Raw genomic sequence first — 23163 nt, 5'->3', positions numbered from 1 at the left:
GGAGGTACCGATGATCAACGAGACGATGTATGAACGCGGAGCCGAGAGCTCGGTTATCCGCGAGATCTTCAGCTACGCCAACGAGCGCAAGGCCCAGATCGGGGCGGACAAGGTGTTCGATTTCAGCCTGGGCAACCCCAGCGTGCCGGCGCCGGCGGCGGTGCGCGCGAGCATCGAGCGATCGCTTGCAGAGCTCAGCCCGGCGGAGCTTCACGGTTACACGCCCGCACCCGGTCTTCCCGCGGTGCGCCAAGCGGTAGCGGACTCGCTGAACCGTCGCTTCGGAACATCCTACGGAGCCGCAGACGTTTTCATGACCGTGGGGGCAGCGGCGTCGGTGTCCTGCACCCTCAAGGCAGTCACCTGTCCGGGTGAGGAGGTCATCGTCATAGCCCCGTACTTCCCCGAGTACCGCGTGTGGATCGAGACGGTGGGCGCGACTTGCGTGGAGGTGCCGGCAGATTCCAGGACCTTCCAGATCGACGTCGCAGCGGTGGAGGCGGCCATCACGGAGCGCACCGCAGCGGTCATCATCGACTCGCCTAACAACCCCACCGGCGTAGTCTACCCCCGCGAGAGCCTCGAGGCGCTCGCCGCCGTGCTTGAGCGCGCCAACGCCCGTCGCGCGGAGCGCCTGGGCCACCCGCAGCCCATCGTGCTCGTGTCTGACGAGCCGTACCGCGAGATCACCTACGGTGCCGAGGTCCCGTGGGTGCCGAGCCTCTACGAGCACACCATCGTGTGCTACTCCTACAGCAAATCGCTGTCGCTGCCCGGCGAGCGCGTGGGCTGGGTGCTTGTTCCCCAGGTGAGCGAGGGTGCCCGCCGCGCGATGTGCGCGGTGGCGGGCGCAGCCCGGGCCCTGGGCTTCGTGTGCGCCCCGGCGCTGTTCCAGCGCGTGGTTGCCGACTGCGTTGACGAGCCGTCGGACGTTGCTGCCTATGCGCGCAACCGCGACCTCCTCTGCGACGCCCTGCGCGAGGCGGGCTATACGTTCGTAGAGCCCGACGGTGCCTTCTACCTGTGGGTTAAGGCGCTCGAGCCGGATGCTGAGGCGTTCTGCGAGCGCGCCCGCGCCTATGAGCTGCTGCCCGTGCCGTCGAACAGCTTTGGTGTCGAGGGTTGGGTGCGCGTGGGCTACTGCGTGGCGCCGGAGGTCATCGAGGGCTCGCTGCCTGCATGGCGCGCGCTTGCCGAGGAATATCGCAGCTAGCCTGTTTGCTAGGCGATGGTCACCCGGCCGCGCTCAGCTCGCACGATGGCGAGCATGTGGCGCGGAACCGCGTGGAACGCGCAGTTGCCGATCACATTGCCCGCCGCCTTCTTGGCATCCGCGTCGGCGTTGGCGGTAGCGTAGGCATGCTCGAAGCGCTCGAGCATCGTCACGTCGTTGCCGCCGTCGCCGTAGACGGCGACCTCGTTGTCGGTGAAGCCAAGGCTCTGCGCCAGCCACGAGATGCTCGCGCCCTTATTCACGTCGGCGTTGGTGATCTCGAACATGATGGGGTTGAAGGGCGTGTTCACGAACGCGTCCTGGGCATCCAGGTAGGCTGCTAGGTCGCGCTTGAGCTGCTCGTCGACCACGCGGCTGTTGATCTTCACGATGTCATGCTCGAGCACCTGCTCGACGGACTGCTCGAAGTGCATGGTGGGGTCGGATTCCTCGCGCTTATACATGCCGCGCATGGCGATGCGGCGGATGAACCCGTCGCGCGCGAACTGAGCTTGGCGCTTCTCGCGCGTGGCGGTGATGTAGGTTCCCTCTGCGGAAACGCATTCGAATACCACATCGGGGAAGGCGCGCAGCATCTTCTCGAGCGCTGCCTTGTCGAGGGGGAACGACTTGACGACCTTGCCGGTCGCGTCGCGCACGATCGCGCCGTTGAGCTCGACGATGTCGAGCGGCAGCCCCTCGAACCCGTGCTCGTTGGTGGAGCGCATGGTGCGGCCCGTGGCGATGACTACATGGGCGCCTGCGTCGACAACCTGCTTGAGCGCTGCGAGAATCCGTTTGTCCGTTAAGTGGAACGCGTTGAGCAGCGTGCCGTCGAGATCGGTTGCGAACACTTCGATCATGCTGATTCCTTCCCCTGCGACGCAATGAGCCGAGAACCATCTTGTTATCATTCTATCGCACTCTGTATTGTTCTGTATCGTTAATTCTGAAGGTTTTGTCACAACACCTCGTTGATTCCCCAGCGCTTCCACATGCGTGCAGACGAGAGCCCCTACACGTCCTCGCGGAACATCGGCTACGTTCCGCGGCGGGGCTTCCTGAAGCATGGCGCCGCGGACGGCCGGGCCTCCCGCTCGCGGCTCCATCGGGCCTCTCCGCCCCGTCGGGGCCCATCCGTCGGAAAGATGAATAGCACCATTCCCCGAGCGCCCATTCGATGGAAAAATGAACGCCTTCGCCCCCTGAACGCCCACTCGTTGGAAAAGTGAGCGGCTTTTTCGTGCTCAAAAAATGCGCGAATAGAATGCCGTCGGAATAACCGCAGGTAGCCGGGTTGCCCGCCATCCGCTCCAGGCGGATTTTCCACACACTTTTCGATCGGATGGTCGCGGAGCCCCCATCGGCCCATATTCTGCATGGTTTTCGGCGCTTGCCCTCCCGTTCGGCGTTCAAATGATCGCCGAGTGGGAGGCAGGAGCCCATCAGGCGTTCAAATGATCGCCGAGTGGGAGGCGGGAGCCCATCCGGCGTTCAAATGATCGCCGAGTGGGAGGCGGGAGCCCATCCGATGATCAGACGACCGGTGGATGGGGGCAAGAGCCCATTCGATGCTCGAAAGGACACTGCCGCAACGGCGTGGTTGACCTTCCAGCACTTCTACGCACGCGCAGGCGAGAGCCCTGTACGCTTTTGAGGAGTATCGGCTATGTATCGTGACCGAGCCATGCTGAAAACCGTAGCGATACGTGGCGTTGTTGTTCAAGATTCCGAGTGCTTCTTACCGCGCGGTACAATGGACCGCAGCTTCTACGCCGTCCAACAGCCGAGTTATCGATGGAGGAGCACCCGTGACCTATCGCATCAAGTCGGATATCCACAACCATACCCTCTTCTCGCGGCACGCCTATTCCACCATCGCGGAGAACGTCGCTGCCGCTCGCGCTGCGGGTCTCGAGGTGCTCGGTTCGGCCGACCACTTCAGCCCCATGCTTTTCCCGGAGCAGCACATCCGCAACTTCCAATTCTTCTTGAACCAGGGCATCTGGCCGCGCGCCTGGGACGGGGTCACGCTCCTGCGCGGGGCCGAGGTCGATATCCTGGGTCTCGACGGCCGCCTCTTCGCGCAGGACATTCCCTGTCCCGAAGCTATCGAGGGCTCGGTGTATCGACGCGAGCAGAGCCTGTTCGAGCGCGTGACCGGCAACCTCGATTACCTGGTCGCGAGCGTGCACAACTCAAGCTTTGCCGAGGGGGCCACCGTAGCGCAGGCCACGGCCATGTACACCGCCGTGCTCGAGCAGCCGCGCGTGTTCGTGCTCGGCCATACCGGTCGCTCGGGCGTGGCCTTCGACGTGGACGAGGTCCTTACCGTGGCTAAGGAGCGCGGCAAGCTCATCGAGATCAACGAGCATAGCCTCGAGCGCGGGCTCGACAGCAAGGTGGGCCATGCGTGCCAGCACATCGCCGAGCGCTGCGCCGAGCTGGGCGTGGGCATCGCGGTGTCGAGCGATGCACATATCGCGTGCCACATCGGGCGGTATCCTCTGGCTCAGACCTTGCTGGACCAGATCCACTTCCCGCAGGAGCTTATCGTCAACCGCGACCGCGCGTCGCTCATCAAGGCCCTGGCCTCGTCGGGCGTGTGCGACCTCACCGAGCTGCTCGAGCACGATGAAGCTGCTGAGTAACGCGCTCGCTGTCATTCTGGCGATCGCCGGCGTCACCGTGCTCGCCGCCGCGGTGGTGCTCATCTGCCGCTACTACCAGACGCGCATCGCTCCAAGCGAGGTTCCCGAGCCGCCGCAGCAGCCCGCGGCTGCGGTGTCGCAGCCCGCACACGGCCGCTTCGAGACGAGCCTAACCTACACGTGCCTGGCCTCGCCCACGGGCGAGGCGACGTCCACCATCACCTGGGACGATGCGTGGTTCGCGCTCGATTCCAATACCTACAACCACGAGCTTGCTCGAGCGGCCGCCGTGCTCTCGGCGCTCGCGTACGCCGAATCGAACTATTACCAGGCGTCCTACGATTGCCCACCCTATATGGAGGACGCCCTGACCGCCTTGGGCTTCGACGAGGTCTCGACCGAGTCGTATCGCTACCGGAGCGAGATCGTCGATCAGGTGCTCAACGTCTTCACGCAGGAAGAGGACTCGGTTGCCTACACGATCGCTCGCAAGCGCCTGGACGAGGGGACGGGTGCCACTCGCTCGGTCATCCTGGTGTCGGTGCGCGGGAGCTACGGTGCCGAATGGGTGAGCAACCTCTACGTGGGCGAGCAAGGCGCCGCCCCGCACGAGGAGCTCGCTGCGCGGGCTCGCGAGGCGCTCGAGGCCGAGGCGGACCGCGTGCGCGAGGCGCCGGACCTCGAGGCGCTTCTCGAGGCGCATGGCAACCACGCGGGCTATACGGACGGCGCTGCCGAGATCATGGAAGCCGTGCGCCCCTGGATCGCAGCGAGCCACGAACGCGGCGATGCTGTGACGCTGCTGGTGGTGGGGCATAGCCGAGGCGGTGCCATCGCGAACATCGTCGCTGCCCAGGCGGACGACGAGCTTGCCGGAGCGAAGGACGATCCCACCTGGGAGGAGGGCGCGCTTGGCCTTGGGACGGGCGATGCCGTTATGGCCTACACCTTCGCGTCGCCGGCGACCACCGTCTCCCAAGATGCGCACGATGCGCGCTACGGCAACATCTTCAACATCGTGAATCCCTCTGATATCGTGCCCTACCTGCCGCTTTCCGCATGGGGCTACGGACGTTACGGCGAGGACCGCTTCCTGCCGGCGGTCGATGACGCGGGCTTCGACGAAGCCTATGGCGAGATGTGCGTGCGGTTCGAGCAGGCGGTGGGCACGGAGAGCCCCTATGACCCGGCGGACGCCCGTACCGTGCGGGCGGTCATCGCCGAGGTGTCGCGTCAGGTGCCCACCACGGACGCATTTCTCACACCGCAGGGGGTGTTCCTATAGTTTTGTCAACTGATTTTGTTGGCAAAGATCACTGCTTTCGAGCATGCTGACGCCAGCCCTTGTCGGGCTGGCGTTTTTCTATGGCTCTGGCTAGCTAGGCCGAGTACGGGACCTTGTCCCTCATGATCGCGTAGATCACCTTCATCCTCTTCCTGGCGACCGCCTTCAATGCCTCTCCGTGGCACATGCCGCGATCCCTGCATTTGCGGTAGTAGTCGCCGAACCGGCCCCTGCTCCTGCTAAGCGAGTTGCAGGAGAAGATGAGCAGGTTTTTCAGCCTCTTGTTTCCCTGGCGCGAGGCGCTCACCGACGATATCGACTTGCCTGACTGGCGGTTCCTGGGAGCGATTCCGCAATACGATGCGAGGTGGTCGTGGTCGGGGAAGTCGTCGATGTCGATGCTTATCACCAGCTCCGATGCGGTCCTTGGGCCGATTCCTGGGATGGTCAGCAGGCATTCGTAAGTGCCGTCCTCGACGAGCAGCGCCGTTATCTCCGTGTCGAGCCTTGCGGCTTCCTCGGCGGACTCCCTGATACGCCTGGCAAGCATCCTGACCTGCGGGTTCTCTGCCATGACCTGGTATTCGGACGGGCGCGTCGACGACGATATCGCCGCCAGCGCGGCGTCGATGCGCGCCCTGTTCGCGCCGCGGGTCACGGCGCCGACGGCAGGCTTGCCGGCATCCAGGATGCCCCAGGGGCCGCCCAGGGACTCCATCATCTTCAGCCAATGGGGATCGGCCAGGTCGGCCAGCGCCTCGAACGCGGGGCAGCTTTCCAGGAGTATGCTCCTGAGCCTGTTCTTGTCACGGGTGGAGCAGGTGACCATGTGGTTCCTCTGCGCCGCCATCGACCTTGCGGCCTCGAGCCTCTCGTCGCGCCTTGGCACGGGCAGCAGCGAATCCGGGATGCCGAGCGCCGTCTTGGCTATGACCGCGGCGTCGCGCTCGTCGGTCTTGGCGTCGCCCGCGAACAGCTTGGCAGCTCCGTGGGCGGCGATTCCCGGCAGGTAGGCGACGGGCAGCCCGGCCAGCCTTGCCCTCGATATCGCCAGCGACCCGATGTTGCGCACTTGGTCGACGACGACCAGCGTCCCTGCATCCACTCGGGCGAACAGGCTGTCCAGGTCATGCTCGGTGTTGGCCACGGGGCCGCTGGCGAGGATCTCGCCCTGCCTGGTCACGTGGCACGCCCAATGGGAGAACTTCCCGACGTCGAGGCCTATTACGGCAGGGCAGGCGGTGGCTTCGGTCAGCATGATGGTATCCTTCCAATCGTCGGTCGATCGGAATGCTGCCTCGCGCGACACCCACATTACCTGGCCGTGGCGCTCTTTGGTCGGAGGAGCCCGGCAGTTTCCTATTAGTCGTCAGAAGCAGCGGCGCCCGCGTCGGCAACACCCCCCGGGCCCTCAAGGGGCAGGGGCATAAGGCCGTCCGCGGGCGCCCGATCGGCAGTCCCTCGGGACATATGTCAATCGTAGTCCGACCGTCTAAGCGGATGGCTTAAGCGATTGGGCTAACTACTTCTCAAACTGTAATGTGGCGTCGGTGATCGGCGCCTGCGCAACCAACGTCGACCCCATCCGCATCCTCTATGGACACTATCCCAGCACCTATATCGCCTGGATGCAGGCGATCGAGAGCGATGGTCTGCACAGGTAGCACACGCTGGGGCGGTGCCGCGCCGATCGGACGAGCACCGCTGGTCGGGCGTGAACTGCCGCCTGCCGCCCTCGCTGCTCCCGCACATCGGTTTCCGCCAAGGTGCCCCGTCGGCGGCGCTGCTATCAGCGACGGTTGAGAACGGCGACGGTCTCCACATGTGGCGTGTGGGGGAAGAGGTCCACCGGCGTGAGCCGCGTCAGCGCGTAGCCCGCCTTGCCGAGCACCTCGAGGTCGCGGACCTGCGTGGCGGGGTTGCAGCTGATGTAGACGACGGTTCGCGGGGCCATGGCGGCTGCCGCCTCGAGGAACTCCGGCGTGGAGCCGGCTCGCGGTGGGTCGAGGACCACGACGTCGGCGTGCTCGCCTGTGCCTGCCGCGCGCTCGAGGTAGGCCGTGGCGTCCTCGGCGATGAAACGAGCGCGGTCACCAAGGCCGTTGAGCTCGGCATTGCGCTGCGCATCGGCGATGCCGGCGGCATTTCGTTCCACGCCGATGAGCGTTGCCTCGACGCCGGTGTCCACCGCGGCGCGCAGCGCGGTGATGCCGATGGTCCCGCTGCCGCAGTACGCATCGATGAGCGTATCGCCCGCCTGCAGCCCCATTCCGTCGATCGCCAGCTGGTAGAGGACCTCGGTCTGCCGGGGGTTCGTCTGGTAGAAGGCCGTGGGCGAGATCTCGAACGTGCAGTTCAGCAATTGGTCGCGCATACAGGGCTTGCCTGCGATGACCTTGGTCACGGGGCCGAGCACGGCGTTTCCCGGCAGGGTGTTGATGTTGTGGGCCACGCAGACGATGCGCGGGTCATACGCCATGAGCGCGGCGGCGAACTCGTCGGCGCGCGGCAGAACGCGCTTGGCGGTGACGAGCGTGAGCATTGCCTCCTCGGTGCGCCAGCCCATGCGCAGCACGGCGTAGCGCAAGATGCCCCGGCGCGTATCCTCGTCGAAGGCGGATATGCCGAGATGTTCGGCCGTGCGCGCCACTTCGTTGAGGATTGCCCGTGCTCCAGGGGCCTCGACGGGGCAATCCGGTACGGCGACGATGTCGTGTGTGCCTTGGGCATAGAGTCCGCTCAGCACCTCGCCATGCTGTCCCGGCGCGAAGGGGGTCTGCGCTTTATGACGAAAGCCGCGCGGTGCCGGTGCCTTACCGGGTTCGCCGGCATGCGCGCCCATGCCCCACACGGGATCGAGCTTGAGATTCCAACCCATGCGGTCGAGCAGGGGAGAGAAGAGCTCCTCCATCGCCTGCTGCTTGCGGGCAAGCTGCTTGCGGTAGGGCATGCCGATCCAGGCGCAGCCGCCGCAAGCGCGCATGATGGGGCACGGACCCGCCGTGCTCTTGGCTTCGCGGCGTTGAGCGGAATGCGAGGGCACGGCGGGGCGCGGCGTGTTCGACGAGCGCGCTTTGCGGTTCGGTCGCGGGTTGCGCGAGCGGGGTGCGGATGACATAAGACTCCCGGTTCAAGTTGCTGGAGGATGGGCTGCCGACGGTAGGTGCCCATACCTATATATAAGTATACGTGCTTGGAAGAATAGAGGCTTTGCGTGCGGACCCGGGGCACTCCGAGCCTCCAAGAGAAACTATGTAAATTTGGTGAAGAGCTTTTGCATCGAATCCATAAAGATGGGGGGTGTTCCTATAGTTTTGTCAACTGATTTTGTTGGCAAAGATCACTGCTTTCGAGCATGCTGACGCCAGCCCTTGTCGGGCTGGCGTTTTTCTATGGCTCTGGCTAGCTAGGCCGAGTACGGGACCTTGTCCCTCATGATCGCGTAGATCACCTTCATCCTCTTCCTGGCGACCGCCTTCAATGCCTCTCCGTGGCACATGCCGCGATCCCTGCATTTGCGGTAGTAGTCGCCGAACCGGCCCCTGCTCCTGCTAAGCGAGTTGCAGGAGAAGATGAGCAGGTTTTTCAGCCTCTTGTTTCCCTGGCGCGAGGCGCTCACCGACGATATCGACTTGCCTGACTGGCGGTTCCTGGGAGCGATTCCGCAATACGATGCGAGGTGGTCGTGGTCGGGGAAGTCGTCGATGTCGATGCTTATCACCAGCTCCGATGCGGTCCTTGGGCCGATTCCTGGGATGGTCAGCAGGCATTCGTAAGTGCCGTCCTCGACGAGCAGCGCCGTTATCTCCGTGTCGAGCCTTGCGGCTTCCTCGGCGGACTCCCTGATACGCCTGGCAAGCATCCTGACCTGCGGGTTCTCTGCCATGACCTGGTATTCGGACGGGCGCGTCGACGACGATATCGCCGCCAGCGCGGCGTCGATGCGCGCCCTGTTCGCGCCGCGGGTCACGGCGCCGACGGCAGGCTTGCCGGCATCCAGGATGCCCCAGGGGCCGCCCAGGGACTCCATCATCTTCAGCCAATGGGGATCGGCCAGGTCGGCCAGCGCCTCGAACGCGGGGCAGCTTTCCAGGAGTATGCTCCTGAGCCTGTTCTTGTCACGGGTGGAGCAGGTGACCATGTGGTTCCTCTGCGCCGCCATCGACCTTGCGGCCTCGAGCCTCTCGTCGCGCCTTGGCACGGGCAGCAGCGAATCCGGGATGCCGAGCGCCGTCTTGGCTATGACCGCGGCGTCGCGCTCGTCGGTCTTGGCGTCGCCCGCGAACAGCTTGGCAGCTCCGTGGGCGGCGATTCCCGGCAGGTAGGCGACGGGCAGCCCGGCCAGCCTTGCCCTCGATATCGCCAGCGACCCGATGTTGCGCACTTGGTCGACGACGACCAGCGTCCCTGCATCCACTCGGGCGAACAGGCTGTCCAGGTCATGCTCGGTGTTGGCCACGGGGCCGCTGGCGAGGATCTCGCCCTGCCTGGTCACGTGGCACGCCCAATGGGAGAACTTCCCGACGTCGAGGCCTATTACGGCAGGGCAGGCGGTGGCTTCGGTCAGCATGATGGTATCCTTCCAATCGTCGGTCGATCGGAATGCTGCCTCGCGCGACACCCACATTACCTGGCCGTGGCGCTCTTTGGTCGGAGGAGCCCGGCAGTTTCCTATTAGTCGTCAGAAGCAGCGGCGCCCGCGTCGGCAACACCCCCCGGGCCCTCAAGGGGCAGGGGCATAAGGCCGTCCGCGGGCGCCCGATCGGCAGTCCCTCGGGACATATGTCAATCGTAGTCCGACCGTCTAAGCGGATGGCTTAAGCGATTGGGCTAACTACTTCTCAAACTGTAATGGGGTGCCTATTTATCCAATAGAACTCAGAATCTAGCGAATCTGAAAGCTTGATAGGGGGGTCATTTTTATTCGCAAGGTGCATGAGGTGCTCTGGTAGGGAAAGATCGGCGATTGTTCGAGTCTATTTGAATGGGTCATCGAATCCTTGATGGACGAAGCGGCGATAACGAATGCGTGTGAAAAATGATAGGGGGGACCACATTAAGTAATTTGTATGAAATCTGTAAGACCCCTGTAAGAAATGAAAGAGACCACCTGATAGCCCCATTGTTTCCACAGGTGAGAGACGTAAACGGAAAACCCTTCCAATCCGTAGAGTAGTACGTACTCGTATTAGGCACCTTGAGTGCCTAATACATGGAGCGTGTCGATACAGGGTGTACGTGGGTGAGTCGGGGAATCCGGCAGCGCCCCCGGTATCGAGGCGGCGCATAGCACCCGACTCCTGAGCGGCTGGAAGGAAATTCAAATGAAGCACGGCAGTCGAACTGGTCAGCACAGAGACGCATCGTCTTTGGCCACCCGCATGGCGCAAATGGGGCGCAAGGCCCTCAAGACGGTTCGCCGCGAATGGCGCGGCGCGCTTACCGTGCTCGTGGTCGTCGCGTTCTTGTGGCAGACCTTTGCGTCGAGCGGCGTGGCGTTCGCCATCTCGGAGACCGCGGGCGACGTCGCCCACACTGTGATGGTCAACGCAAACAGCGAGAGCGATCCCACCGCATCCACTGGCAACGGTGCGAGTACCGAGCCTTCTGGCGATGAGAATGCTTCCGGCCAGGATGGCGATACCGGCACCGCGGCAGACCAGAGTGGAACCGATCAGGGCGATGCTTCCGCCGAAGATGACGGAGCCGCTGAGAGCGACGAAGCCGATTCCACGACGAGTTCCGATGAGGCGCTGACCGGAGCGGGCCAGGGCAGCGACGCCGCGACCTCGCAGGGAGACGGCTCGACCGTTTCGACCGAGGGCGATGGCGCTACGGACGATCCCTCCGCCACCACCGGTGCCGAAGGCGAGGAGCCTGCTGACGAGCTCCGTGCTGTGGAGGCGTGGGACTGGACTGGTCGCGCGCTGAACCTCGAGCTCTCCTCTCCCGAGGGCCTTGCGATTGACGAGGACGCGGTCCGCGCCTACGTTGCCGAGCAGCTCGCCGCTCAAGCTGCCGACGACGCCGCGAGCGCGCCTGCTTCGGAGGACGGCCAGGATGGCTCCGCGCTCGCCACAACCGAGAATGAGGAGGGCGACGCTGCTGGCGATGCTACCGACGAGACCGCCCCTGCCGAGGATGTCCTCACGGAGGACGACGTACGCGCGCTGCTGCCAGCCCAGCTCCCTGCGACGCTCGACCTCGCCGCAGTGCTCGACCCGGCTGCCAACGCCGAGACGGGCGACCACACCGTGATCATGCCCGGCGACACCTTCACCGTGAACCTTCCTGAGGGCATCGTGCTCGCGAGCGCCGATACCTTCGATATCTACCAGCGCGATGCGAACGGTGATGAGACCAGCATCCGCATCGCGACCGCCGAGCCTGCAGCCGATGGCTCCGCGCTCACCGTCACCTTCGTCACCGCGACCGATGCGGCCGGCACCACCTACACCATCGGCGCCCCCACCGAGGGCACCGAGCCGGCGGCGGAGGCCGAGGGCACCGAGGCCCTTGCGACCGCCGATATGCGCCTTGCGCTCGAGGTCGAGGTCGATACCGCTCTTATGACCATGGCGGAGACCCAGATCGAGTGGGCCCTTCAGATAGCGACCGATGGCGACGCCAACCAGACCGCGGTCCTCACCCTTCCTGCGCTCGACGCCTTTGCGGCGGCGATGGGCATCGAGGGCGAGATCCAGGCGAGCGGGTCCGTGGAGACCGAAGAGCCCGCCGAGGGGGACCCGGCCAACGAGTCGACCCCCGAGGAGGACGCCCTCTCCTCGGGCCTTGACGTGCTCGATGCCATGAGCGACCTCATGCTCCTTGCAGACGAGAACAAGCCCGCAGACGAATACCGGCTCAGCAACTTCAACGGGTCCGGTAGCATCATCACGCAATGGGCCGATAACAACAGCTCGAGCCGCCCCTCCGTTGAAACCATCAAGAGCAACAGCAAGCTCTACTTCACGGTAAACGGAACGCAGCACGAGTTCACGTTCGAGAACGCCAAGACCTACTTGGGCATGAGCGAAGAGCAGTTCCAACAGATCCAGGACGCTTTTGTGGCGACGTCGACCGGCGTGAATACCGTCGAGATCTCGGCGACGGGCCTGCCCGGCAACCTCGCGGTCACCACCTACGCGCCGCGCCTCGATGACGAGGGCTTCCAGATGACGGATACCGACGGCAACCTCCTGTGGGATGCGACCACCAAGGATCACCCGATCACCTGGAGCGTCAGCCACAACGCCGAGAGCGCCGACTACAGCCGCTACTTCCATGGCAACAGCACGGCGGACAGCCAGATCTTCCAGCTCGAGTCCGACAAGTACTTCAACATCATCATGAAGGTCGGCGACGAGGACCCGGGCACGCTGATCGGTGCCACCGACGCCCGCGTATGGCTCGAGATGTTCGTGGACAACCAGCCCTACGGGACGAGCTACTCGCTTGCCGCCCTCTATGCGATGAGCGCTGAGGATCGGGCGCAGATCGGCATCGAGATATCGTCGGAAGATTGGGACGAGCACAACCAGCTCGTCATCACGCTCACCTCCCCGCAATACACGCCCGATGGCAAGCCCATCGAGTACCGTATCCGCTACGAGCGCGACCAAACCCAGACGACGGACTACTACGAGGCGACCTACGACAACACCGCCGTGCCCAACCGCGGCAGCGACGTGACCGCTGCCTACGGCGGCACCTCGCAGGAGACGGCCGGCTCGATGATCATGACGCACGTGGGCGTGACCGACTTCACGGCCAGCAAGGCATGGCTCGACGGCGGCAACACCGAGGGGCGCGGCCCGGTCTCCTTCAGCCTGTGGCGCTACACGCAGAACGGCTCGGCCGCCACGGCCTCGCAGGTGCGCGACGCCGAGGGCAACTTCGTGACCCTCACGCTCGACCCCGCCAGCCCCGACTACGAGGATTACCTCAACGGTGACGGTACGGTGAACCTGGGCAAGCTGCTCGACGCGCAGTACCCGAACCTCAGGCTCGACAAGTACGACTCCGACGGCTACCCGTATGCCTACGGCGTGCGCGAGGACACGCAGCTTGCCAACTACGAGACCGTCTACGGCAGCGTGAGTGCCGACGGCACGGTGGCGGACACCGCGCCCAACTACACCAACCGCAACGGCCAGAACACGCCGCTCACCGGCAGCTACACGCGCACCTCGACCGACCGCCTCACCTACAACGGCGGCACGGTGAGCAACCGCCTGACGGGCCAGACCATGGTCACCGCGACCAAGACCTGGGCCATGGACGCCTTCGCCGACCAGGTGAAGGGGATCACCTGCGAGTTCACCCTGCAGGAGTGGGTCGCTGACGACAGCGAGGCCGGCGGACATTGGGCCGACGTGCTCGGCGACGACGGCAACGCCGTAACCCAGGACCTCGACGGCTTCAACGCCGAGCAGCTCACGCTCGACATCAGCGGGCGCTTCGACCGCTATGACGAGGAGGGCGAGGAGGTCCGCTACCGCTGGGTCGAGTCCGGCGTGACGCAGGACGGCTACACCGCCGACGACGTGGACTTCCAGCGCAACGAGGACGGCTCGGCGAGCTTCACGCTGCACCTGCGCACCACCGAGGGCGACGGCGACTCCGTCGAGGCGGTGCACTTCACCTCCACGATCGACGAGACCGGCGAGACCCCCGTCATCACCAACACGTTCGAGAACACGGTCGACGAGTACGTGGACAAGACCTGGCAGCAGGCCGACGGCGAGTTCTACCACGAGCAGGTCGACTTCCCCGACAAGGCAAGCGCCTGCACGGTCAACGTCTACCGGGGCACGACGCTCATCGGCACGTTCGTGCTCGACGGCACTGTCGACACCGAGCCCCAGGACGGGTTCGTGGCCGAGGGCTTCGAGGGCGCGACGGTACTCGAGACGAGCGCCTACTACCTCGAGATCGAGGGCCTGCCGCTCTATGACGAGACCGGCGGCCGTTACGTCTACCGCATCGTCGAGGAGGACCCCGAGGGCTGGAACAGCACGCGCGTCTACGATGCCGAGACGCACACCACCTACATCGAGAACTCCTACGGCCCCGGTGAGGCGACCGACTTCCACCTCACCAAGGAATGGGTCGACGGCGACGACGCGGCGCACCGCCTCACGAGCCTCGTGAGCGTCACCGCCAACAGGAATATCTACAACAGCGCGGGCGATCTCGCGATCCCGGCGGGCACGCTGCTCTTCGGCGAGGATGCCGAGGGCAATCCCGTCGGCGGCGGCTACCTCGAGCTCTCCGAGGCCAACGGCTGGTTCCACGAGTTCACGGTCGCCGGCTCCAACACCATCGACTGGCGCGATCTCACCATCGAGGAGGTCATGCTCCGTGACGAGGTGACCGGTGAGGAGTACCCCGTGGTCGCCAACCGCGACGAGGCGCTCGATGTCTACGGCGAGAGCGCGGCCTACTGGGCGAACCAGGGCTGGGACGACGATTATCCCCAGAACCAGACGTGCCCGCGCGTGGCCACCGAGAACCACGTCTACGAGGTGACGACCTCCGGCAAGGGCATCGGCGAGGAAGGCACGATGGGCAAGCAGCTGCTCACGGTCGAGAACCGCCGCATCGGTCTGGTGGACCTCACAGTCGAGAAGGAGTGGAAGGACGAGGGCGCCGACGCCACGAGCCGTCCCGAAGCCATCCTCGAGCTCACGGTCGATGACCCGGGCGCGACCTTCGTCGAGTACCAGGGTCGCATCTACATCCACCTGACCGACGGCAACTACCTGCCCGTCTACAAGAGCCGGGGCGGCACGTCGACGAACAAGGAGCAGTACACCACGGCCGACGCCACGGTCTCCGCCGACGGCAAGACACTCAGCGTCCCGGTGAGCACCCAGGCGGACGGCACGTACTACTTCTCCGGCCTGCCCAAGTACACGGGCGCGGGCGACGTGGTGCACTACACCGTGAACGAGGTGTGGGCACCCGGCACGGATGCGGGCGACTACCGCATCTCCGTCTCCGCGGGCGACTACAACGTGGGCGACCTGCACTTCCATGACAACCAGACCTGGACCGCGACCAACCGCCGCCAGGGCACCACGGAGGCGCATTTCCACAAGCAGTGGAACGACTACTACGTGAACGAGGGCTCCGCGCAGCAGCGTCCCGACATCTACCTCACGCTCTACCGCGTGACGAGCGAGAACGGCTACAAGCCCGAGCAGGTCGACGGCTACGTGAACTGGCTGTGGACCGCCGATGAGGAAGAGGCAACCGACCCGGGTTCCTCGAACCTTGCGGCGTCGCAGTATGCGCAGACCTGCTCGATCAGCAACCTGCCCAAGTACGACGCGAACGGCTTCGAAATCATCTACTACGCCACCGAGCAGATGGCGAGCGACGGCGCGAGCATGGGCTACGGCGACGTGACCTTCTCGGCCGACGGCGTGACCGATGACGACTTCGCCAAGCTCGTGAACGTGAAGGGTACGGGTAGCGCGCAGGACAACGACACCACCGGCACCGCGATCGCCGACGAGAACATCGGCAACGTGGCCGGCTCCGACTACGCCGTGCGCTCCGGCGGCACGTTCCACAACGCGCTCACGGGTACCGTGGTCGCGAACGGCACCAAGCTCTGGGAGGACGTGCCCGGCATCGCTGACGGCGAGGACCTGCCCGAGGTGCTCGTCATCATCCAGCGCCGCCCGGTGCGCGCCGCGGGGCAGGAGGTCGCATGGCCTTCGGTGCACCTCCAGCACAACACTGACGGAACCTGGACGCCGGTAGCGGGAGAGGAGACCGCCGACGGTGCGAACAGCGCCATCGCGTGGACGCAGGAACTCGAGTCCGTGGGCGGCAACGCCTATTCGTTCACGATCGACCACAAGGGGCTCAACACCTCGGATAGCACCGACACGGGCGAGGCGCTCGAGCGCTACAACGAGGCGGGTGAGCTCTACGAGTATCGCGCGGTCGAGGTCATCGTGGGCCTCATCGGCACCGACGCGCTCGAGGGCACCGACTGGAACGACCCCGAAAAGGTCGAGCAGATCGACCTCTCCGACGTCTACACCAACCTCGAAAACAACGTCTACATCGTCCAGCACGGTGAGACCGGCTCCTTCATGCTCCGCAACGTCTACCAGCCCACCGATGGCAGCCTCACGGTGAAGAAGCTCTTCAGCGGCGAGCGCGTCGATGGCGACGTCTACCCGGACGTGACCTATACGCTCTACCGCACGTTCAGGCATGAGAACGGCGACACCAGCGACCCCGAGCTCGTGGCGACCCATACCGTGACGGGCGAGCAGTTCACCGCGGCGGCGTCGGGCACCGGTGACACTGGCGGGCTCGCCTACACCGCGGACGGCGGCTTCGCCTACACGTTCGAGGGGCTCGACATCTACGCGCCCGACGGCGAGTACTGGCACTACTACGTGGTCGAGAGCTCGATCGACGGCTACACCACCACGGTGGGCCTGGGCGACCTGAGCCTGGGCAGCGGCGACCTCAAGACGGGTGAGACCGTCGAGCTCGCCGACGGCTCGGAGGGCATGCGCTCCGATGACCTCATGGATGGCGACGGCAAGACCCTCGTGGTCGCGGCGACCGAGAACGCGGGCGATGACGGCACCACCACCAAGACCTACGACCAGATGGTCGACGTGACCTTCGCCAACAGCTACCACCGCGATACGCTCGAGCTCACGGGTACCAAGCGCTGGGAGGACTACGGCGGCTACTACGGCCCGCGCCCGGATTCCGTCATCCTCACGCTCTCGCGCTATACCGAGAACATCGCAGAGCACACCGTCCAGCTCAACTACGTGAACGACGAGGCGCCGGCGTATCTCGAGTGGACGCAGATCGATAGCGCTACCGACCAGCACGACACCTGGACGTACACCATCTCGAACCTCGAGCAGTGGGCGCCCGACGGCAACGCCTGGACCTACAAGGTGACCGAGCGGCTGCCGGACGGCAGCACCTCGTACCGCGTCATCACCGGCACGGGCGAGGGCCAGGGCACCGACCTGGTGCAGGGCACGACCGATGAGTACACCGGCGAGATCTCCGAGCTGGTGAACGGCCTTGACGGCAGCGTGACCGTGACCAAGGTCTGGCAGGACGAGGGCAACCAGTGGAACCTGCGCCCCGTCTCCATCGAGGTGACGCTCCAGGCGCGCTATCAGGTGGTCGGCTCGACCGATTGGTCCGCATGGGCGGACGCCGACGTGGCGTTCGGCGCGAGCGGCATGAACAGGCCCCTGCCGAACTCGCAGCAGCCGATCGAGACGCAGACGCTCAGCGCAGCCAACAACTGGACCTACACCTGGGAGAGCGTGCCCACCGTGGTCACGAACGACGCGGACACGAGCTACAACGTGCAGTACCGCGTGGTCGAGTCCTCGATGACGCAGACGGCGAGCTCGCAGTCCCCCGTGGACGTTGACATCGCCCAGAACGGCGATACGACCCATGACGACGGCAGCTGCGAGATCACCTACGAAACGACCCTCTCGTACCACGGCGCGGGCGTGACCGAGCAGACGGAGAACGTCCTCGGCCCCGGCCAGGGCAACGAGATCGAGAGCGCGACGACCATCACCAACAGGCTCGAGTCCACGCAGCTCTCCATCAAGAAGGTGTGGGACGACGAGTCCAACATGTGGGGCCTGCGCGATGAGGTGCAGAACGCCGATGAATCGACGTATTGGACGGTAACGTATCGCCTGCAGCAACGCATCGGAGACGGCGAGTGGTCCTATGTGACCGATGTCAACAACAACCAGATCGAGGCGACCGTCCGCTCCGCCATGCTGGACGGCAACGGCGACGTTATCAACGAGGCGACGGCGACCTTCACCGGTCTGCCAATGTACGACGCTGGCGGCCGTGCGTACGAGTACCGCGCCGTCGAGGTCGTGCCCGATGCGTACGATGTCGAGAGCCCCCTGAATGAGAACCTCGGCGACGGTATGGCGACGGTCGAGGGCGACAGCACCGAGCTCAACGGCGACGGTGTGAACCAGACCTTTGTGAACTCGACCGAACTGATCGGCTTCAGCGGCACCAAGACGTGGGACGACCACGGCACGGGCATCGCGCCGAGCCAGCCCGGCGATGACGTCACGCCCGAGCTGACGCTCCAGTCGACGACGGATGAGACCCTTGCGTCCGGCTGGACGAACGTGACGTATGAGTACGGCGAGGATGCGACCCACGCGCCCGAGGCGACGTGGACGATCGAGGGCGTCACATGGACATGGGCATACAGCAGCCTGCCCAAGCTCGATGAGAACGGCAACCAGCTCTATTACCGCGCCGTCGAAAAAGACGGTTCGGTGGCGGGCTACTATGCCGTGAGCGATGGCACCACCACCGGCGCGGGCGATGCGGACACCGGCGACCAGACCGCCGGAGCCATCCAGAACGTGGCCACGCGCTTCACGCTCGACAAGGTCGATGACACGAACGACGGCACGACCGAGATCGACCAGGGCGACGTGACGCTCGAGCTCGCCATCATGCAGCACGGGCGTGTCTACGGCGTGTGGCAGAAGGCCCCCGACGGCACCGTCTCCAGCTGGGTGTGGCCCGGCGGAGCCGAGCAGAGGGCGGTGTGGCCTAACGGGACCGGCAACGGCGGCGCCGTCACGAGCGGCAACGGCGCGGTCCCGATGACGGGCGATAACGCCGGCTGGTTCGTGGGCATCCCCACGGGCACCTATACCGTGGTAGAGACCGGCGCCGTGCCCGATGGTTACGCGCGCATGGACGAGGTGACGTTCACCATCTCCGCCAGCCGAAACGGCTATGCCGACGATAACAATGGTACGCAGCTCACGCTTGGCGCGGGCGAGGAGGGAAGTGTCTCGGTCGAGGACGGCCGCCTGACGCTCACCGTGGAGGACCCGATCTTCCGCGGGTACTTCAGCTTCACGAAGCGCCTCGGCGGGGCGAGCGGCGCCGGCATCAACGGGGCGACCTTCGACCTGTACCGCGCCGTCGGTGATGCGCCCGACCTGAGCGAGGGCTCGCAGGATGTCCTCATGGTCGAGGGCATCAGGACCGGCTCGAACGGCATGTACAACTCCAAGACAGGCATCGGTACTGGCCAAGAGTACATTAACGGCGGCGATGACGAGCACAAGCGGACCGGGGACGGCCTGCTGCCCGGCACGTACTACCTCGTGGAGACCTCCACGAGCGATAGCGCCTACCTGCCGGACGGCGAGGACGCCGTCTTCACCTTCCAGATCACCGAGGATAACCACGGCGAGACGGTGACGGTGCGCGACAACGCGGAGCAGAACCCGGCAACCGTGCTCATCAACGAGCAGTTTGGCGCGACGGTGACGCTCCATAAGTACGATGCGGACGACCCGGATCAGGGCGGCATCTCGGGCGCGACCTTCAAGCTCGAGTACCAGGCGCCTGGCAGCACCAGCTGGTCGACGGTGGCGCCTGCCCTCAGGACCGACGCGAACGGCGACCTGACCATTTCGACGCAGCTCAACCGCAAGGGCACCTACCGCCTGACCGAGACGGCCAACCCCGGCTATGAGGTCGACGCGCAGAACCCGCTCACTATCACGTTCGAGCTTGAAAACGAGGACCATAACGGCGAATTCAACCTTATGGATGCGGGCGCCCGCGAGGCGCTCCGCGTGGACGTCCGGTACGGCACGCTCGATGCGGCCGGCGTCGCGAACACGCGCCTGCCGGGCACGGTGACCCTCACCAAGATCGACGCGCAGACGCGCGAGCAGCTCAACGGCGCGGTCTTCACGCTCCAGCGTCAGGACCCGGAGAGCGGGAACTGGGAGGACGCCATCACCAACCTGGTGACCGGCAACCGCTACAGGGTCACCGAGGGCCAGGACGGCACCCTGAGCGCCGGCGCTCCTGAGTCGCTCGGCGACACGAGCGGCGTGCTGACCCTCGAGAACCTGTCCTGGGGCACCTACCGTTTCGTCGAGACCCAGGCCGCCCCGGGCTACGAGCACGTCGCGCCGGACGGCACCACGGGTGCCGGCGGCATGGTGACCACCCAGGCGTTCACCATCGGCCGCCTCGCTGACGGCTCTGCATCGCTTGACGTCAACCTCGGCAACGTGGTGAACACCCAGACGGGTCTCACGCTCCGCAAGGTCGACGAGGCGGGCGGCGCGCTCACCGGCGCGACCTTCAGCGTGACCCCGGTCGGTGGCAGCGCGTTCGCCGACGGCACGACGGACCCCAAGGACTTCGCGACGGGCAACGTCGAGTTCGTGAACATCACGGGTGAGCTCGTCGACGGCGGCACCTACCGCATCGAGGAGGTCGCGGCGCCCGCGGGCTACGCCTGCGCGCAGGGCAGCATCACTGTGACCATGCACCACGACGGCACGGTGACGGTCGACGGCACGGCGGACAACGACCCGCTCTTCAAGCTCGAGTACAGCCAGGTGACGATCACCGCGACCAACCGCCCGGTAACCGTGAAGCTCCAGAAGAACGGCGACGACGGCTCGCAGAACCTCGTGGGCGCGCGCTTCGTGGTCGAGCCGGCCGACGGCACGACGTTCGCCGACGGCACGACCGAGAACGACCGCTACACCACGACGGACGCCGGCCCGCTCGAGATCGAGCAGCTGCTCGTGGGCGGCACCTATACCATCCGCGAGGACATCTACCCCGAGGGCTACGAGGACATGACGGCCGAGCTCACCTTCACGGTGGGCGACCACGGCGAGATCGTCCCGCTGGGCGACTACGATGAGTCCGTCTACGGCATCGCCTTCGACGGCCAGACCGGCGTGGCCACTATCACGGTGACCGACCCGGCGACGCGCGTGCAGCTCCTCAAGACCGACGCCGCGGGCACGCCGCTCGCGGGCGCCGTGTTCGAGATCAAGCCCGCCGGAACCTCCACGTGGGCGGGCGGCGGCCAAGAGGTGCGCAGCTACATCAGTGACGTGGACGGCCTAATCACCTTGGAGGCAGAGGTCGCGACTGGTGGCACCTACCAGGTGACCGAGGTCACGGCGCCCGAGGGCTTCGAGCTCGCGGGCACCGTGGAGTTCACGGTCGCCGCGGACGGCACCGTCGAGGTCGCCGGGGCCGCGGACGGCACGCTCGCGCCGACGGACGGCTCGGGTACCTACACCGTCACGCATGACGACGGCACGGGCATCGCCCTCATCACCGTCGCCGACACGCCGGCTGAGCTCACGGTCGTGAAGGCCGCGGGCGCCGACGGCGGCAAGGTCTACCTCGCGGGCGCCGAGTTCACCCTCACCGAGGTGCTGCCTGCTGGTAGCACAGGGGAGCCGCAGGTCATTAGCGGTATCACGGGCGATGACGGCTCCGTGGTGCTTGCGGGTCTCAAAGCCGGCAGCCGCTATGTGCTCGCCGAGACCGTGGCGCCTGCAGGCTACGAGCTCCTGACGGATACCCTTACGTTCGACGTTGCTGCGGACGGCACGATAACCGTGGTGGGCAATACCCCCGACGGCTTCACGGTGGGCGCTGCGCAAGATTCGGTCGAGGTGCTCGACCGGGTGCTCGGCGTCTCGCTCGTGAAGACCGATGAGGGCGGCCAGGCGCTCGCCGGGGCCGAGTTCACGCTCGAGCCGGTGGAGGGCACCTTCCCGGACGGCTCGGCCTCGAAGACCTTCACGTCCGATGAGTTCGGCGCCGTGTTCACGGATCTCCAGCTCGCGGGCTCGCCCGAGGGTCGCGCCTACGTCCTCACCGAGACGGTTCCGCCGAACGGCTACCGGGCGATCGACCCGATCACCCTGCTCGTCTACGAGGACGGCACGGTGGCGCTCGCAGGCGATACGCCCGAGGGAGTCGCACGTCTCGTCCAGGTCGACAATGCGGGCGATACGCCCGTGGTGACCGTTGCCGACGAGGTCGTCCAAGTCGACCTTGCCAAGGTGAGCACCGGCGGCGGTGCGCTTGCGGGCGCTGAGTTCCGCATCGAGGGCACCTTCGCGGACGGAACCACCGAGAGCACGGTCGCGGTCGCCGAAGATGGTACCGCGGCGCTCGAAGGACTCGTGGCCGGGGAGACCTACACCCTGACCGAGACGGTGGCACCCGAGGGCTATGAGCTCATAGCGGGCGACTTCTCCTTCACGGTGGCCAACGATGGCTCCGTGAGCGGCGAGGCTACCTCCTCTGCCGGGTTCCTCGGCCAGCGCTCGGCCGGCTACTACGTGTCGGACGATGGACTTACCGTGACCGCGGTGGACGAGCCTACGCCGCTGCTCGACCGGCTCACCTCGACCGGCGACCTGCTGCCCATGGCGGGCTACCTGGTCGCGAGCGGTGCGCTGCTGATCATGGCGGGTGAGCTGCGACGCCGCCGCAAGGCTCGGTAAGGCAGGCGGCCGTGAGGGCCGACGTGCGATAGCTGCCGGCCAGGGGGGCAGATTCGGGTACCGCTGGATGTCGGCTGCAAGATAAGGGACGCGGGGCGTCCGCTCAATCGAGCGGGCGCCCCGTTTTCCATGGATGCCGGACTCCGTTACGCCGCGCGCGGTGTCGTCCGTGCCAGCTTATGCCGTGCGGCGCGCACAGCGCCGGCATTTCTCGCGCGGCGAGCGCGGAGACGAGGGAAACGTCCATATTCCAGAATCTCGAGATGAGCTCAAAATTCGAGATTCCGCAAATTGGACAGTATGGGCCTTTGAGGAGCCGATTCTGTACATCCAGAGGGACCTCGGCGGATTTTATATATAAATCAATTCATCGAGATGCTCTCAGATGGCCATTCCGGGTCGGGCGGCCATTACGGGCTGGATCTTCGACTGGGCACGCCGTTTCGGGCGGCAGCGCTCCCCAAGGTGCTGCCGAGGAAAGGGTTCCCGGTTCTGAACCGGGGGCCGTGGCTCGCCCGAGGGCTCCCGGGGGCACGGAATGTCTATATCACCGCATCTCGAGAAGCGGTGAAAAATCGAGATCCCTCAAATCGGACAGAATCGGCCTTTGAGAAGCCGATTCTGTCCATCCGGAGGGATCTCAAAGAAATGAAT

General features: G+C 65.4%; 9 protein-coding genes. 5 read left to right on the top strand and 4 right to left on the bottom strand.

Features of this window, described 5'->3' with window-relative positions:
- The first annotated feature begins 10 nt into the window (after positions 1–10).
- Positions 11–1213 carry a pyridoxal phosphate-dependent aminotransferase gene (locus C1717_RS09805; RefSeq protein ID WP_102372974.1) on the top strand — a complete coding sequence of 401 codons (1203 nt, stop codon included), beginning with the start codon at positions 11–13 and terminating at the stop codon, positions 1211–1213.
- A gap of 8 nt (positions 1214–1221) precedes the next feature.
- On the opposite strand, the gene C1717_RS09800 is transcribed toward C1717_RS09805, so the two are convergent.
- Positions 1222–2076 (bottom strand): HAD-IIB family hydrolase, encoded by an 855-nt coding sequence (locus C1717_RS09800; protein ID WP_102372973.1) that lies wholly within the window; start codon positions 2074–2076, stop codon positions 1222–1224.
- A gap of 948 nt (positions 2077–3024) precedes the next feature.
- Between C1717_RS09800 and C1717_RS09795 the strand changes: the two genes are divergently transcribed.
- Positions 3025–3864: a PHP domain-containing protein gene (locus C1717_RS09795; RefSeq protein ID WP_102372972.1), complete on the top strand. Its 840-nt coding sequence runs from the start codon at positions 3025–3027 to the stop codon at positions 3862–3864.
- Positions 3848–5149, top strand: coding sequence for a lipase family protein (locus C1717_RS09790; RefSeq protein ID WP_102372971.1), 1302 nt, complete (start codon positions 3848–3850; stop codon positions 5147–5149). The genes C1717_RS09795 and C1717_RS09790 overlap by 17 nt, the downstream gene beginning before the upstream one ends.
- Positions 5150–5243: 94 nt before the next feature.
- Here the strand turns inward: C1717_RS09790 and C1717_RS09785 are convergent, their stop codons facing one another.
- Complete coding sequence (locus C1717_RS09785; RefSeq protein ID WP_245859336.1) at positions 5244–6464, bottom strand: IS110 family RNA-guided transposase; 1221 nt, start codon at positions 6462–6464, stop codon at positions 5244–5246.
- A 226-nt stretch (positions 6465–6690) separates the two neighbouring features.
- Between C1717_RS09785 and C1717_RS10940 the strand changes: the two genes are divergently transcribed.
- Positions 6691–6813 (top strand): hypothetical protein, encoded by a 123-nt coding sequence (locus tag C1717_RS10940; RefSeq protein ID WP_281255287.1) that lies wholly within the window; start codon positions 6691–6693, stop codon positions 6811–6813.
- A gap of 125 nt (positions 6814–6938) precedes the next feature.
- On the opposite strand, the gene rlmD is transcribed toward C1717_RS10940, so the two are convergent.
- Together rlmD and C1717_RS09775 are read right to left on the bottom strand one after the other, a co-directional pair.
- The gene (rlmD, locus tag C1717_RS09780) at positions 6939–8267 is read right to left on the bottom strand and encodes a 23S rRNA (uracil(1939)-C(5))-methyltransferase RlmD (RefSeq protein ID WP_102372970.1); all 1329 of its coding nucleotides are present in this window, start codon (positions 8265–8267) and stop codon (positions 6939–6941) included.
- 288 nt (positions 8268–8555) lie between these two features.
- Complete coding sequence (locus C1717_RS09775; RefSeq protein WP_245859336.1) at positions 8556–9776, bottom strand: IS110 family RNA-guided transposase; 1221 nt, start codon at positions 9774–9776, stop codon at positions 8556–8558.
- Between the two features lie 754 nt (positions 9777–10530).
- Between C1717_RS09775 and C1717_RS09770 the strand changes: the two genes are divergently transcribed.
- The gene (locus C1717_RS09770; protein WP_146003691.1) at positions 10531–22509 is read left to right on the top strand and encodes a SpaA isopeptide-forming pilin-related protein; all 11979 of its coding nucleotides are present in this window, start codon (positions 10531–10533) and stop codon (positions 22507–22509) included.
- Positions 22510–23163 lie beyond the last annotated feature (654 nt).

This window comes from Enorma phocaeensis, from assembly GCF_900186505.1.
GTDB classification, from domain to species: domain Bacteria; phylum Actinomycetota; class Coriobacteriia; order Coriobacteriales; family Coriobacteriaceae; genus Enorma; species Enorma phocaeensis.
This window is presented reverse-complemented; position numbering and strand designations above follow the sequence as displayed.

Bases quoted from the DNA above. Each gene is read 5' to 3' on its own strand.
- C1717_RS09805 (WP_102372974.1), top strand. From the start codon at position 11: ATGATCAACGAGACGATGTATGAACGCGGAGCCGAGAGCTCGGTTATC.
- C1717_RS09800 (WP_102372973.1), bottom strand. From the start codon at position 2,076: ATGATCGAAGTGTTCGCAACCGATCTCGACGGCACGCTGCTCAACGCG.
- C1717_RS09790 (WP_102372971.1), top strand. From the start codon at position 3,848: ATGAAGCTGCTGAGTAACGCGCTCGCTGTCATTCTGGCGATCGCCGGC.
- C1717_RS09785 (WP_245859336.1), bottom strand. From the start codon at position 6,464: ATGTGGGTGTCGCGCGAGGCAGCATTCCGATCGACCGACGATTGGAAG.
- rlmD (WP_102372970.1), bottom strand. From the start codon at position 8,267: ATGTCATCCGCACCCCGCTCGCGCAACCCGCGACCGAACCGCAAAGCG.
- C1717_RS09775 (WP_245859336.1), bottom strand. From the start codon at position 9,776: ATGTGGGTGTCGCGCGAGGCAGCATTCCGATCGACCGACGATTGGAAG.
- C1717_RS09770 (WP_146003691.1), top strand. From the start codon at position 10,531: ATGGCGCAAATGGGGCGCAAGGCCCTCAAGACGGTTCGCCGCGAATGG.